The 14,641-nt window shown below is 71.0% G+C and carries 9 protein-coding genes and 1 pseudogene; 5 read left to right on the forward strand and 5 right to left on the reverse strand.

What is annotated here, in order from left to right; translation table 11 throughout:
* Positions 1-368, reverse strand: a pseudogene (locus AC02VZ_RS20290) (site-2 protease family protein); the annotation flags it as partial.
* A 265-nt stretch (positions 369-633) separates the two neighbouring features.
* On the opposite strand from AC02VZ_RS20290, the gene AC02VZ_RS20295 reads away from it, so the two are divergent.
* Positions 634-1,605, forward strand: a complete 972-nt coding sequence (locus AC02VZ_RS20295; RefSeq protein WP_476476053.1) for a RecB family exonuclease — start codon at positions 634-636, stop codon at positions 1,603-1,605.
* A gap of 88 nt (positions 1,606-1,693) precedes the next feature.
* On the forward strand, positions 1,694-2,365 hold the full coding sequence (locus AC02VZ_RS20300; protein WP_362092950.1) for a response regulator transcription factor: 672 nt from the start codon (positions 1,694-1,696) through the stop codon (positions 2,363-2,365).
* A 104-nt stretch (positions 2,366-2,469) separates the two neighbouring features.
* Here AC02VZ_RS20300 and AC02VZ_RS20305 read toward each other — a convergent pair whose 3' ends face one another.
* The 4 genes from AC02VZ_RS20305 to metH all read right to left on the reverse strand — a co-directional run bounded on the left by AC02VZ_RS20305 (position 2,470) and on the right by metH (position 10,706).
* On the reverse strand, positions 2,470-4,053 hold the full coding sequence (locus AC02VZ_RS20305; protein ID WP_432058387.1) for an ABC transporter substrate-binding protein: 1,584 nt from the start codon (positions 4,051-4,053) through the stop codon (positions 2,470-2,472).
* 61 nt (positions 4,054-4,114) lie between these two features.
* Positions 4,115-5,719 (reverse strand): ABC transporter substrate-binding protein, encoded by a 1,605-nt coding sequence (locus AC02VZ_RS20310; protein WP_432058386.1) that lies wholly within the window; start codon positions 5,717-5,719, stop codon positions 4,115-4,117.
* 481 nt (positions 5,720-6,200) lie between these two features.
* A complete protein-coding gene (locus AC02VZ_RS20315) occupies positions 6,201-6,956 on the reverse strand; it encodes an HAD family hydrolase (RefSeq protein WP_476476054.1) in 756 nt (251 codons plus the stop codon).
* Between the two features lie 237 nt (positions 6,957-7,193).
* Entirely contained in the window at positions 7,194-10,706 is a 3,513-nt protein-coding gene (gene metH / locus AC02VZ_RS20320) for a methionine synthase (RefSeq protein WP_476476055.1), read from the reverse strand.
* A gap of 296 nt (positions 10,707-11,002) precedes the next feature.
* Here metH and AC02VZ_RS20325 point away from each other — a divergent pair, with 296 nt between their 5' ends.
* The 3 genes from AC02VZ_RS20325 (at position 11,003) to glpK (ending at position 14,632) form a co-directional block, all read left to right on the forward strand.
* Positions 11,003-11,767 (forward strand): IclR family transcriptional regulator, encoded by a 765-nt coding sequence (locus tag AC02VZ_RS20325; protein ID WP_432058383.1) that lies wholly within the window; start codon positions 11,003-11,005, stop codon positions 11,765-11,767.
* 445 nt (positions 11,768-12,212) lie between these two features.
* Positions 12,213-13,007 carry an MIP/aquaporin family protein gene (locus tag AC02VZ_RS20330; protein ID WP_432058382.1) on the forward strand — a complete coding sequence of 265 codons (795 nt, stop codon included), beginning with the start codon at positions 12,213-12,215 and terminating at the stop codon, positions 13,005-13,007.
* Between the two features lie 86 nt (positions 13,008-13,093).
* Positions 13,094-14,632 carry a glycerol kinase GlpK gene (gene glpK, locus AC02VZ_RS20335; protein ID WP_432058381.1) on the forward strand — a complete coding sequence of 513 codons (1,539 nt, stop codon included), beginning with the start codon at positions 13,094-13,096 and terminating at the stop codon, positions 14,630-14,632.
* Positions 14,633-14,641: the final 9 nt, after the last annotated feature.

Below are 14,641 nucleotides of genomic sequence, written 5' to 3' on the forward strand. Positions count from 1 at the left end.
GGGTCACCGGGCGCGGCGGGACCGCCCGAGCCGCCCGGGGCGGCGGGAGGGCCGGCCGGGGGCGGGGGGCCGCCGTCGGCGGGGGCCTCGGGGGCGGTGCGGCCGGCGTCCTGCGGGCCGGCGTCGGCCGGGACGCCGGCATCCGGGGTCGGGGCGGGCGGTGCCGCGTCGTTTGTGGGGCGCGGGGAGGGTCCGGCGGCGGCGCCGGCGGGCCGGGACGCCTCGGGGCGGCCGGAACCGTCCGGGGCACGACCGTCGTCGTCCCGGGTGGTGGTGTCGTCGGGGGCCGGGTCCGAGCGGCCCGGGCGGTGCTCGGTCGATTCGTCGTCGCCGGACCGCGGCCGCCCGCGCCCGCCACTTGCCTCCACCGGTGTCCCCTCGTTCGCTGCGTCTCCCGCGCCTGCCGGCCGGGAGGGTCTCGTGTCGATGGTATGCGGCCCTCGCCGCCCGTTTCCCCTCGGCACCCCAGTCCCCTCCCCTGCGTCTCCCCCGTGTCGCGGCGCCTGCTCCTCCCCTCCTTCCCCCTCTTCCTCCGCGGTCACCCCCGGCTTTCTCCCCCGTGGCCGGGACGGTTGTCCACAGGCACCGACCGCCTCGTGCCCCGTGTCGGTGCCGGGCCGTAAGGTCTGGGGCATGGAGACGAGCACTCAGGACCCGGCACGGCCGGCAGGCGGCCCGGCGGCACCGGCGGTGCCACCGCCGGCATCGGACGCGCCGCCGTCCGGGCCCGCGGACGGCGCGGCGGCGGAGCAGGACGTCGCGCGGCGGGCCGCCGCGCTGCCGCCCGTCTCGCTGTCCCCCTCCCGGGCCAGTGACTTCATGCAGTGCCCCCTCCTCTACCGGTTCCGGGTGATCGACCGGCTGCCGGAGAAGCCCAGCGAGGCCGCGACCCGGGGCACCCTGGTGCACGCCGTGCTGGAGCGGCTGTTCGACGCCCCGGCGGCCGAGCGCACCGCGCCGCGCGCCAAGGCCCTGCTCCCGGGCCAGTGGGAGCGGCTGCGGGAGAGCAGACCCGAGGTGGCGGAGCTGTTCGCCGAGGATCCCGAGGGCGAGCGGCTGGCCCGGTGGCTGGCGGAGGCGGAGCAGCTGGTCGAGCGCTGGTTCACGCTGGAGGACCCCCGGCGGCTGGAACCGGCCGAGCGGGAGCTGTTCGTCGAGGCGCGGCTGGAGTCGGGGCTGACCCTGCGCGGCATCATCGACCGGGTCGACGTGGCGCCCACGGGTGACGTGCGGATCGTCGACTACAAGACGGGGAAGGCACCGCGCCCGGAGTACGCCGAGGGCGCGCTGTTCCAGATGAAGTTCTACGCCCTGGTGGTCTGGCGGCTGAAGAACGTCGTCCCGCGCCGCCTGCAGCTGGTGTACCTGGGCAGCGGGGACGTCCTGACGTACGATCCCGTGCCCGCCGACCTGGAGCGGGTCGAGCGCAAGCTGCTGGCGCTGTGGGACGCGATCTCGCGGGCCACCGAGACCGGCGACTGGCGTCCGCGGCCCACCAAGCTGTGCGGCTGGTGCGACCACCGGGCCCACTGCCCCGAGTTCGGCGGCACTCCCCCGCCGTACCCGCTGCCGGTGCCGCCTCCCGCGCCGCCGCGCGGTCCCTGACCGGCGGGCGCGCCGCCGTCGTGCCCCGGCCGCGGACCGGTCCCCCGCCGCAGGGCAGAATGGGACCGGACTAGCGAAGGAGACTTACGTGGCCATCCGCGTCCTACTGGTCGACGACCAGCCCCTGCTGCGCACGGGCTTCCGGATGATCCTGGAGGCCGAGCAGGACCTCGCGGTCGTCGGCGAGGCCGGGGACGGCCTCCAGGCCCTGGACCAGGTGCGGGCGCTGCAGCCCGATGTGGTGCTGATGGACATCCGCATGCCGCGGATGGACGGGGTGGAGGCGACCCGGCAGATCACCGGCCCGGAACGCAACGGTCCGGCGAAGGTGCTGGTGCTGACGACGTTCGACCTCGACGAGTACGTGGTGGAGGCCCTGAAGGCGGGCGCGAGCGGGTTCCTGCTGAAGGACGCCCCGGCCAACGAACTGGTGCAGGCGATCCGGGTCGTGGCGGCGGGCGAGGCGATGCTCGCGCCGAGCATCACGCGCCGGCTGCTCGACAAGTACGCCACGCATCTGCCGTCCGGCGAGGAGGCGGTGCCGGACACCCTGCACACGCTGACCGACCGTGAGGTCGAGGTGCTGAAGCTGGTGGCCCGCGGTCTGTCCAACGCGGAGATCGCCGCCGACCTGTTCGTCAGCGAGACCACGGTCAAGACGCACGTGGGCCACGTGCTGACCAAGCTGGGCCTGCGGGACCGGGTGCAGGCCGCGGTGTACGCCTACGAGAGCGGGCTGGTGCGCCCCGGCGCCCAGTAGTCCGGAAGTCCGGCCGGCGCGGGGCGGGAGCCCGGGAGCGAGAGACGAGGGGTGGTCCTGCCCTCCGGGCAGGACCACCCCTCGTCTCGTGACGCGGACACCCGTCAGTTCTTGCTCAGTTCCCAGAACCGGAACACGGTGGAGGCGTCCAGGCAGTACTCCACGCCGGCGATGCCGTCGCGGACGACCGCGTACTGCTTGGCCTGCCAGACGGGCAGGACCGGCAGCTCGTCGGCGACGATGTCCTGGAGTTCGCCGTACTCCTTGTCGGTCGCGGCGCGGTCGCTGATGGCGGCGGTGCGGGGGATGAGGGTGCCGGTGATGGTGCGGTTGCTGTAGTTGTTGGCCAGCACGTTGCCCTCGCCGAAGAAGGGCGCGGTGAAGTTGTCGGCGTCCGGGTAGTCCGGCACCCAGCCCTTGACGTAGACGCCGTACTTGCCGGCCTCGACGTCCTTCTCGTACTGCGCGAAGTCGACGGACTTCATCTCTGCGTCGAACAGTCCGCTGGCGTTGAGCTGCTCCGCTATCGCGGTGAGTTCCTCGTCGGTGGCGGGGCCGTAGCGGGACGGGGTGGACCACAGGGTCAGCTTCACCTTGCCGGTGATGCCCTCCTCCTGGAGGGCGGCGGCGGCCTTGGCGCGGGAGGGACGGGCGCCGTAGGTGTCGAAGAAGGCGGTGTTGTGGCCCGCGATGCCGGCCGGGATGATCGAGTACAGCGGGGTGGCCGTGCCCCGGTAGACGTCCTGGATCAGCGCCTCGCGGTCGAGCAGGTGGGCGATGGCCTTGCGGACGCCGGTCTTCCCGGCCACCGGGTCGTCCATGTTGAAGACGAGGTGCTGGACCTCGGCGCTGCTGCCCTCGACGACCTCGACCTCGCCGGTGCCGTTGGAGGATTCCTCGATGTCGGCGATGGCCTTGGCGGTCAGACCGCGGTAGGCGATGTCGACGTCGCCGCCCTGCACCGCCTTCTGGAGGGCGGACTGGTCACCGCGGAAGAACTTCAGCGTGACGCCGGAGTTCTTGGTCTTCACCGTGCCCTTGTAGTGCTCGTTGACGGAGAAGACGGCCTGGTCCTTGCCGTAGGAGTCCAGCTTGTACGGGCCGGAGCCGGAGGCCTTGCCGTCCTCGCGCAGCCGGCCCTCGTCGTACTGGCGGTGGTCGACGATGGATCCGGCGCCGGAGGCGATCTTGCTGGGGAAGGTGGCGTCGGAGGTGTTGAGCCGGAAGACGACGGTCTCCTCGTCCGGCGTCTCGACCGCTTCGAGGGTGGAGAACATCACCGCCGGGCCGTCGGGGTCGTCGATCTTCAGCATGCGGTCGAAGGAGAACTTCACGTCCTTCGAGGTGAGGGAGTCACCGTTGCTGAACTTGAGCCCGTCCTTGAGCGTGCAGCGGTAGACCGAGCTCTCGGAGTCGGTGAAGGCGCACTTCTCGGCCGCCTCTGGCTGCGGCTCGGTGGCTCCCTTGGGGAAGCTGAGCAGCGACTGGAAGACGTTGTTGAACAGCAACCAGGAACCAGGGTCGTAGCCGGAGGCCGGGTCGGTGGCGAGGACGTCGTCGGACATCCCCACCACCACGCCGGAGCCGTTCGACCCCGAGTCGCCGTTCTCCGATCCACAGCCGGTCAGCAGGCCGGATGCCAGACCGGCCACCAGGGGCAGGATCGGCCACTTCTTGCGCAGGTTCACGTGTGCTTCGTCCTCGGTAGGTCCCGGTCGCGGAGGTGGCGGTCCGGGCGGGTGGTTCGGGTCAGCCGTCCACTCCCCGGCCGAGTTCCCACAACTGGAGCGTCGCCGAGGAGTTGAGCGAGTAGGCGGTGCCGGTGATGTCGTCGCGCGCGGCGACGTACTGCTTGCCCTGCCACAGCGGCAGCACGGGCACGTCGTCGGCGACGATGTCCTGAATGTCCGTCAGGCTGCCCGCGGCGCCCAGCCGGTCGGCCTGGCGACGGGAGGCGGGGATGAGGTCCTCGCGGATCCTGTCGTTGGCGTAGGGCGAGCGGAGGAAGTTGTCCTTGTCGAGGAAGGGCGCCAGGAAGTTGTCGGCGTCGGGGAAGTCGGGGAACCAGCCCATGCCGTAGACGTCGTACTGGCCCTTCTGCCCGGCCGGGCGGAAGGTCGACCAGGGGTGGCCCTTGATGTCGGCCTCGAACAGCTCGCTCTCGTTCAGCTGCTTGGCCAGTTGCTCGAACTCCGCCTTGGTGCCCGTCCCGTAGTGGTCGGTGTTGTAGTGCAGGGTCAGCTTCACCGGGGTGCTGATGCCGGCGTCCTCGAGCAGGCGCCGGGCCTTGGCGGGGTCGGGGTCGCCGTACTGGTTGAAGAAGGAGTTCGAGTGCCCGGTGATGGTCGCCGGGACGAGCGAGTACAGCGGCTGGGCCTGGGAGCCGTACACCTCGGAGACCAGTGCGCCGCGGTCGACGATCTGGGCCATGGCCCGGCGGACCGCCGTCTCCTTCACGGTCGGGGCGTCGGTGTTGAAGACCAGGTAGCGGATCTCCAGGCCGGGCATCTCGACGAGGTCGATGTCGTCCTCGGCGTTGCCCGCCAGCGCGTCGATCTGCTCCGGCGACATCGTGCGCGTCATGACGTCGATGTCACCCTGCTCCAGCGCGTCGCCCATGGCGTCGGGGTCCGGGAAGGAGACGATCTGCACCTTGTCGCTGTTCACCTTCAGCGAGCCCTTGTAGTGCGGGTTCCTGGTGAAGGTGGCCCGGACCATCTCGCCCTTGTCGACCTCGGCGTTCAGGGTGTACGGGCCGGACCCGTCGACCTCGAAGCCGTCGCGCAGCTTGTCCTTGGCGTAGCTGTCGGGGTGGACGATGCCGGCGACCGGGGTGGAGAGCTTGTAGGGGAAGGTGGCGTCGGCGGTCTTCAGGTGGAAGATCACCTCGCGGTCGCCCTGGGTCTCCACGGTGTCCACGGTGGACAGCAGCGCGTGCACCTCGCTGTCCGCCTTGATGGCCAGGGCCCGGTCGATGGAGTACTTCACGTCCTCGGCGGTGATCGTGTCGCCGTTGGCGAACTTCAGGCCCTCGCGGAGGGTGCAGCGGTAGCGCTCGTTGCCGGCGTCGGTGAACTCGCACGACTCGGCCGCCTCGGGCACGGGCTCGCCGGCGCCCCGCGGCTGGGTCATCAGCGTCTGCACGGTCTGGCGCAGGATGTTCCAGGTGCCGACGTCGTAGGCGTAGGCGGGGTCGAGCGGTGCCGGGTCGTCCTCGGAGGCGGTGAACCGGTCCGTGGTGCCGACCACGATGGCGTCGCTGTCGCCGCTGCCGCCGTCGGTGTCCCCGCACCCGGCGAGCACCGGCGCGAGCAGCCCGAGGACGGCCGCCGCCACCAAAGTCTTGCGGTTCATGCTCGAGTTTCTCCAGAGCTGTCGACTCCGTGTACCCGGCATGCAGGGGTGGCGCAGCGGATCACGAGAGGGGGGCGATGTTCTCGCGACGAGATTAGTCCGCCGCCGCAGGAGGGCCGACAACCACCGGAGTTGGGCATTCATCACGCTGCGGAATCGGGTGTGAACGCACCGGCAGAAGCGCCCGGGGAATGATTCGTGCACCGCCTCACCAATCGGCACACATGGGTCCGCTCACAGGTGCCGAAAAGGGGCGGACGGCGCGGCCCGGCACCCCCTCCGCACCAGCGAGATGTGGCGAACCTCACATGTGAAAACGGCCTCTGCGGTAACGGAAATAAGCCATCACCGGTGATGTGAATTCCGCCGTACGCGTGTTCTGTGATCACGCGTGCACGTGTTCTGTGATCAGTGTTCTGTGATCACGTGGTCACGGGAACGGAATTACCGTGCCGACGCCGCTTGCACGCTGGGTGAACTCCTAGCGCATTTCCGTCATCAGGCCGCGCAGGAAAGGCAGGTCGACCACTTCCAGGGAGGGGACGACGGTACGGCCGGCGGCCGGCGCGATGGGCGCCACGGAGGGCACCGCCACCACCTGGCAGCCCGCGGCCTCCCCGGCCGTGACCCCGGTCGCGGTGTCCTCGACGACCGCGCAGCGGGCGGGGTCGGCGCCGAGTCCGGCGGCGGCGGACAGGTAGGGGTCCGGGTGCGGCTTGGTGCGCGGGACCTCGTCACCGGCGACCGAGAGGGCGAAGTGGTGCCGCCCGAGGGAGTTCATGACCCGGTCGATGATCCGCCGGTGCGAGGCGGACACGAGGGCCGTGGGCACGCGGTGCTCCGACAGTTCGGCGAGCAGCCGCTCGGCCCCGGGCATCAGCGGCAGCGCCCCGTCGATGCGGGCCTCGAAGCCGTCGTTGAGCAGGACCGTGAGCTCGGGGAGGGCGATGTCGGCACCGGTCGCCTCGATCAGGAAGCCGGCGCTGCGGGACATGGGGCCGCCCACGACGACATGGCGCCAGGACTCGTCGAGGGTGTGGCCGAGGGAGGCGAAGACCTCGACCTCGACGTCCCACCAGAAGCCCTCGGTGTCGACGAGCGTGCCGTCCATGTCCAGGAGGACGGCCTGCAGGCCGGTGCCCGCCGAACGGGCGGGAGCGGCCGTGGTGCGGGCGGCGGCGGACGTGCGGGGCAGGGGCCCGGGCGCGGACCCGAAAGCGGGGATCGTACTGGTCATCCACGTACCTCCTGAAGGGGCGAGCAGGCCGGCCCCCCGTGCGGGGAACCGGCCTGCAGTGGACCGACCAGTTTACGACGCGCGGGGGGCACATGCCTCATTTGCCCCGTGAGTCCCCCGCCACACGCCACAGGCGGGGGCCTGCGCCCGTACGCCCCGGAGGCGTGCCCCGGGGCGGTGCCGCAGGCCTGGCCACGCCGTGGGCGGCGTCGCGGGCCAGGGAGGCGTGCGCGCGCCTCAGCGGGCGTTGAAGTACTTGGCCTCCGGGTGGTGGATCACGATGGCGTCCGTGGACTGTTCCGGGTGCAGCTGGAACTCCTCGGACAGCTCGACCCCGATGCGCTCCGGACGGAGCAGCTCGGCGATCTTCGCCCGGTCCTCCAGGTCCGGGCAGGCCCCGTAGCCGAGGGAGAAGCGGGCGCCCCGGTACTTCAGGGCGAACATGTCCTCCATGGCGGCCGGGTCCTCCCCGGAGAAGCCGAGTTCGCTGCGCACGCGGGCGTGCCAGTACTCGGCGAGCGCCTCAGCCAACTGGACGGACAGGCCGTGCAGTTCGAGGTAGTCGCGGTAGGCGTTGGCCTCGAACATCCGCGCGGTCTCGGCGCCGATCCGGGAGCCGACGGTGACGACCTGGAAGCCGACCACGTCGGTCTCGCCGGACTCCTCGGGCCGGAAGAAGTCCGCGAGGCACAGGCGGCGCCCCCGGCGCTGGCGCGGGAAGGTGAAGCGGGTCCGCTCGTTGCCGTCCTCGTCGAGGACGATCAGGTCGTCGTCCTTGGAGACGCAGGGGAAGTAGCCGTGCACCACGGCCGCCTCCAGCAGGTTGTCCGTCTGGAGCCGGTCCAGCAGGCCGCGCAGCCGGGGCCGGCCCTCACTCTCGACGAGTTCCTCGTACGTCGGGCCCTCGCCGGTGCGGGCCTGCTTGAGCCCCCACTGGCCCTTGAACAGGGCGCCCTCGTCGAGCCAGGAGGCGTACTCCTTGAGCTGGATGCCCTTGCTGACCCGGGTGCCCCAGAACGGCGGCGTGGGTACGGGGTTGTCGGTGGCGACGTCGGAGCGCACGTGCCCGTCCTCGGGGCGCTCCTCGATCTCCACGGTGGCCGCCCGCACGCGCCGCTGGCGCAGTTCGGGCAGCTTGGCCCCGGGCACCCCGCGCTTGATGCCGATCAGCGCGTCCATCAGGCGCAGGCCCTCGAAGGCGTCGCGGGCGTAGCGCACCTCGCCCTGGTAGATCTCGTGCAGGTCCTGCTCGACGTAGGCGCGGGTCAGGGCGGCGCCGCCCAGGATGACCGGGTAGTCGGCGGCCAGGCCGCGCTGGTTCAGCTCCTCCAGGTTCTCCTTCATGATCACGGTCGACTTGACCAGGAGACCGGACATGCCGATGACGTCGGCCCGGTGCTCGTCGGCCGCCTCGAGGATCGCGGAGACGGGCTGCTTGATGCCGAGGTTGACGACGTTGTAGCCGTTGTTCGACAGGATGATGTCGACCAGGTTCTTGCCGATGTCGTGCACGTCGCCGCGGACGGTGGCCAGCACGATGGTGCCCTTGCCGTCCTCGTCGGACTTCTCCATGTGCGGTTCGAGATGCGCCACGGCGGACTTCATCACCTCGGCGGACTGGAGCACGAACGGCAGCTGCATCTGGCCGGAGCCGAACAGCTCGCCGACCACCTTCATGCCGTCCAGGAGGGTGTCGTTGACGATGCTCAGTGCCGTGCGGGTCTGCAGGGCCTCGTCCAGGTCGGCTTCCAGGCCCTTGCGCTCGCCGTCGATGATGCGGCGCTTGAGCCGCTCCTCCAGCGGCAGGGCGGCCAGTTCCTCGGCCTTGCCGGCCTTCAGGGACTTGGCGGTGGCGCCCTCGAACAGCTGCATCAGCTTCTGCAGCGGGTCGTAGCCCTCGCGGCGGCGGTCGTAGATCAGGTCGAGGGCGGTGTTGACCTCCTCCTTGCTGAAGCGGGCGATGGGGAGGATCTTCGAGGCGTGCACGATGGCCGAGTCCAGCCCGGCCTTGACGCACTCGTCGAGGAACACGGAGTTGAGCAGGATGCGGGCGGCCGGGTTGAGGCCGAAGGAGATGTTCGACAGGCCCAGCGTGGTCTGCACCGCCGGGTGACGCCGCTTCAGCTCGCGGATGCCCTCGATGGTGGCGACGCCGTCCTTGCGGGACTCCTCCTGACCGGTGCAGATCGTGAAGGTGAGGCAGTCGATGAGGATGTCCTCCTCACGGATGCCCCAGTTGCCGGTGAGGTCCTCGATGAGCCGTTCGGCGATCTCGACCTTCTTCTCGGCGGTGCGGGCCTGGCCCTCCTCGTCGATGGTCAGCGCGATCAGGGCGGCGCCGTGCTCCTGGGCCAGCCGGGTGACGCGGGCGAACCGGGACTCGGGGCCGGCGCCGTCCTCGTAGTTGACGGAGTTGATGACCGCCCGGCCGCCCAGCCGCTCCAGCCCGGCCCGGATGACGTCGACCTCGGTGGAGTCCAGGACGATCGGCAGGGTGGAGGCGGTGGCGAGCCGGCCGGCCAGTTCGCTCATGTCGGCGACGCCGTCGCGGCCGACGTAGTCCACGCACAGGTCCAGCAGGTGCGCGCCCTCGCGGATCTGTTCGCGGGCCAGTTCGACACAGGCGTCCCAGCGGCCCTCCAGCATGGCCTCGCGGAACTTCTTGGAGCCGTTGGCGTTGGTCCGCTCGCCGATCGCCAGGTAGGAGGTGTCCTGGCGGAAGGGGACGCTCTGGTAGAGCGAGGCGGCGCCGGGCTCGGGGCGCGGGTCGCGCTCGGCGGGGGCCAGGCCGCTCACCCGGTCCACCAGTTGCCGCAGGTGCTCGGGGGTCGTGCCGCAGCAGCCGCCGACCAGGGACAGGCCGTAGTCGCGGACGAAGTTCTCCTGCGCGTCGGCCAGCTCACCGGGGGTCAGCGGGTACCGCGCGCCGTCCTTGGTGAGCTCCGGCAGGCCGGCGTTGGGCATGCAGGACAGCTGGATGCGGGAGTGGCGGGCCAGGTGGCGCAGGTGCTCGCTCATCTCGGCGGGGCCGGTGGCGCAGTTCAGCCCGATCATGTCGATGCCGAGCGGTTCGAGCGCGGTGAGCGCGGCGCCGATCTCGGAGCCGAGGAGCATGGTGCCGGTGGTCTCGACCGTGACCGACACGATCAGCGGGACCTCGAAGCCGGCGGTCTCCATCGCGCGGCGGGCGGCGACGACGCTCGCCTTGGTCTGCAGCAGGTCCTGGGTGGTCTCCACGAGCAGCGCGTCCGCGCCGCCGGCGAGCAGGCCCTCGGCGTTCTGCTGGTAGGCGTCGCGGATGGCCGCGAAGGTGGTGTGGCCGAGCGTGGGCAGCTTGGTGCCGGGGCCCATCGAGCCCAGCACCCAGCGGATCCGTCCGTCGCGGGCGGTGTACTCGTCCGCCGCCTCGCGGGCGATCCGCGCGCCGGCCTCGGACAGCTCGGTGACGCGTTCGGCGATGTCGTACTCGCCGAGCGCCGTCAGGTTGGCGCCGAACGTGTTGGTCTCGACGCAGTCGACACCCGCGGCGAAGTACTCGGCATGGACCGAACGGACGATGTCCGGGCGTGTCAGGTTCAGGATCTCGTTGCAGCCTTCGAGGTTCTCGAAGTCCTCGAGCGTGGGGTCCTGTGCCTGGAGCATGGTGCCCATCGCACCGTCGGCGACCACCACTCGGGTGGCGAGTGCCTCTCGTAGGGCGGACACACGGGTCCGGCTGTCGGCGGAAGGGGACTGCGGCAACGAGGCCATGTAAAGGGCTCCCTCAGATGCGACGGCTGTCGGCTTTGCGGCTGCGCGGGGAGGCGTCACGGGGCTTCCCCGGCAGGGGCGCACGCGGCCAGGGTAGCCGGGACCGCGTGCCGATGTCCGGAGCGTCCACGGGCCGGACCATGATGGGCGGCACCCGCTTGCGCAGGACGAGTGAAGCGACCGTCGGCGTCGGACCGTTGGCGGGAGGTCTGCATCGACCGGTAGTGTTCGGCAATGCCGAACAGTGGCAGCGGCGTCGCGGGTCGACGGTCGAAGGGGACGGAGGCAGTACGGCGATGGCACGGAACATCCAGTCGCTCGAACGGGCGGCGGCGATGCTGCGCCTGCTCGCGGGCGGCGAGCGGCGGCTCGGCCTGTCGGACATCGCCTCCTCGCTGGGCCTGGCCAAGGGCACGGCCCACGGCATCCTGCGCACCCTCCAGCACGAGGGCTTCGTCGAGCAGGACGACGCCTCGGGCCGCTACCAGCTGGGCGCCGAGCTGCTGCGCCTGGGCACCACCTACCTGGACGTGCACGAGCTGCGGGCCCGCGCCCTGGTATGGACGGACGACCTGGCCCGCTCCAGCGGGGAGAGCGTCTACCTGGGCGTCCTGCACCAGCAGGGCGTGCTGATCGTGCACCACGTGTTCCGGCCCGACGACAGCCGGCAGGTCCTGGAGATCGGGGCCATGCAGCCGCTGCACTCCACCGCCCTGGGCAAGGTGCTGTCCGCCTACGACCCGGTGGCGCACAGCGAGGCACTGGACGGCGACCGCACGGCGTTCACCGACCGCACGGTGTGCGATCCGGACGCCTTCGAGCAGGTCCTCGACCTGACCCGAGCGCGCGGCTACGCGGCCGACGTGGAGGAGACCTGGGAGGGCGTGGCGTCCGTCGCGGCACCCATCCACGACCGGCGGCGCATGCCGGTGGGCGCGGTCGGGGTGACCGGTGCGGTGGAGCGGCTGAGCCGGGACGGCGAACTGCGGCCGGAACTGATCGCCGCGGTGCGGGACTGCGCGCGGTCGGTCTCCCGGGACCTGGGCGCGCGCCGCTTCTGACCGACACAGGAAGGACCGTGACCGGGGCGCCGTGACGGCGCTCCGGCCGTCGTCGTGCCGCCGTCCGGTCCGGGCGCGCGGCCGACCAGCGGGCGCAGGGCCGACCAGCGGGCGCAGGACCGGGAAGCGGGCGCAGGACCGGGAAGCGCCGAGGAGCACCGGGATACGCCGCGGAACCCGCCCCCGCACGCGTGTCCGCGCGGCGCCGGGGCACCTGACGGGGCGTGATCAGTAACGATCGCGTTTTCGACAACCAGACTCTTGACGCACGTATCGCGCCACGGCGAGACTCCCGTCCATCGGTCGGCATTGTCGAACACCTACCGGCAATACGCGCTAGAGTGTGACAACGCCAAGGGCCGGCATCGCTCTCATTCCCGAGGGCGCCAATCCCCGGAGGGACCCGGGGGTCGGCTTCCCTGGACGAAGGACAAAGGAGTCGCGGGTGTCCAGCTCCGACATCTTCATCGGCGAGACCATCGGTACCGCCATACTCATCCTGCTCGGCGGCGGTGTGTGCGCCGCCGTGACGCTGAAGGCCTCCAAGGCCCGCAACGCCGGCTGGCTGGCCATCGCCTTCGGGTGGGGCTTCGCCGTCATGACGGCCGTGTACATCGCCGGCCCGCTCTCCGGCGCCCACCTCAACCCGGCCGTCACCCTGGCCCTCGCCATCAAGGACGGCGACTGGAGCAACGTTCCCGTCTACTTCGCCGGAGAGTTCCTCGGCGCGATGATCGGTGCCACTCTGGTCTGGATGGCGTACTACGGGCAGTTCCAGGTCCACCTGACCGACAAGGAGATCGTCGGCGGGCCCGGCGCCCAGACCACCACCGCCAAGGCGGTCGAGGCGCAGGAGAAGGGCGCCGGCCCGGTGCTGGGCGTCTTCTCGACGGGCCCCGAGATCCGCAACCCGGTGCAGAACCTCGCCACCGAGATCATCGGCACCATGGTGCTGCTGCTGGCCGTGCTCACGCAGGGTCTCAACGACGAGGGCAACGGCCTCGGTGTGCTCGGCGGACTGATCACGGCGCTCGTGGTCGTCTCGATCGGTCTCTCCCTCGGCGGCCCGACCGGGTACGCGATCAACCCGGCTCGTGACCTCGGTCCGCGCATCGTGCACGCCCTTCTGCCGCTGCCCAACAAGGGCGGCTCGGACTGGTCCTACGCCTGGGTCCCGGTGGTCGGTCCGCTCATCGGCGGCGCCCTCGCGGCGGGCCTCTACAACGTCGCTCTCGCCTGAGAGCCCCGTATGCCCGCCGGCCGCCAGAACCTCGCCGCAGCGCCGTACGTTCAGCCCCGTAACCAAGGAACTCCCAGGAGCACACAGTGACCGACGCCCACACCGCCGGCCCCTTCATCGCAGCCATCGACCAGGGCACGACCTCGTCCCGCTGCATCGTGTTCGACCGCGACGGACGGATCGTCTCCGTCGACCAGAAGGAACACGAGCAGATCTTCCCGAAGCCGGGCTGGGTCGAGCACGACGCCACGGAGATCTGGACCAACGTCCAGGAGGTCGTCGCCGGTGCCATCGAGAAGGCCGGCATCACCCGCGACGACATCAAGGCCATCGGCATCACCAACCAGCGCGAGACCACCGTGCTGTGGGACCGCACCACCGGTGAGCCCGTCCACAACGCCATCGTCTGGCAGGACACCCGCACCGACGCCCTCTGCCGCGAGCTGGGCCGCAACGTCGGCCAGGACCGCTTCCGCCGGGAGACCGGTCTGCCCCTCGCCTCGTACTTCGCCGGCCCCAAGGCCCGGTGGCTGCTCGACAACGTCGACGGCCTGAAGGAGCGCGCCGAGGCCGGCGACATCCTCTTCGGCACGATGGACACCTGGGTCATCTGGAACCTGACCGGTGGCACCGACGGCGGCCACCACGTCACGGACGTCACCAACGCGTCCCGCACCATGCTGATGAACCTGCACACCATGCAGTGGGACGAGAAGATCGCCGAGTCCATCGGCGTGCCCACCGCGATGCTCCCCGAGATCCGCTCCTCCGCCGAGGTCTACGGCGAGATCAAGGGCGGCAGGCTGGGCGACCTGCTCGGCGGCATCCCGGTCGCCTCGGCCCTGGGCGACCAGCAGGCGGCCCTGTTCGGCCAGACCTGCTTCTCCGAGGGCGAGACCAAGTCCACCTACGGCACCGGCACCTTCATGGTGATGAACACCGGTGACAAGATCATCAACTCTTACAGCGGGCTGCTGACCACCGTCGGCTACCAGATCGGCGGACAGCAGCCGGTCTACGCCCTGGAGGGCTCGATCGCCGTCACCGGCGCGCTGGTGCAGTGGATGCGCGACCAGATGGGCCTGATCTCCACCGCCGCCGAGATCGAGACGCTCGCGCTCTCGGTCGAGGACAACGGCGGCGCCTACTTCGTGCCGGCCTTCTCCGGCCTGTTCGCCCCGTACTGGCGCTCCGACGCCCGCGGTGTGATCGCCGGCCTGACCCGGTACGTGACCAAGGCGCACCTCGCGCGCGCCGTCCTGGAGGCCACCGCCTGGCAGACGCGGGAGATCGCGGACGCCATGACGAAGGACTCCGGGGTGGAGCTGACCGCCCTCAAGGTCGACGGCGGCATGACCTCCAACAACCTGTTGATGCAGACCCTCTCGGACTTCCTGGACGCCCCCGTGGTGCGCCCGATGGTCGCCGAGACCACCTGCCTCGGCGCCGCCTACGCCGCCGGCCTCGCCGTCGGCTTCTGGAACAGCACCGACGACCTGCGCGCCAACTGGCGGCGGGCCGCCGAGTGGACGCCCCGGATGGACGCGGACACCCGCGACCGCGAGTACAAGAGCTGGCTCAAGGCCGTCGAGCGGACCATGGGCTGGATCGACGACGAAGACTGACGAGGAGCA

It is taken from the genome of Streptomyces sp. 3-6 (assembly GCF_056323165.1).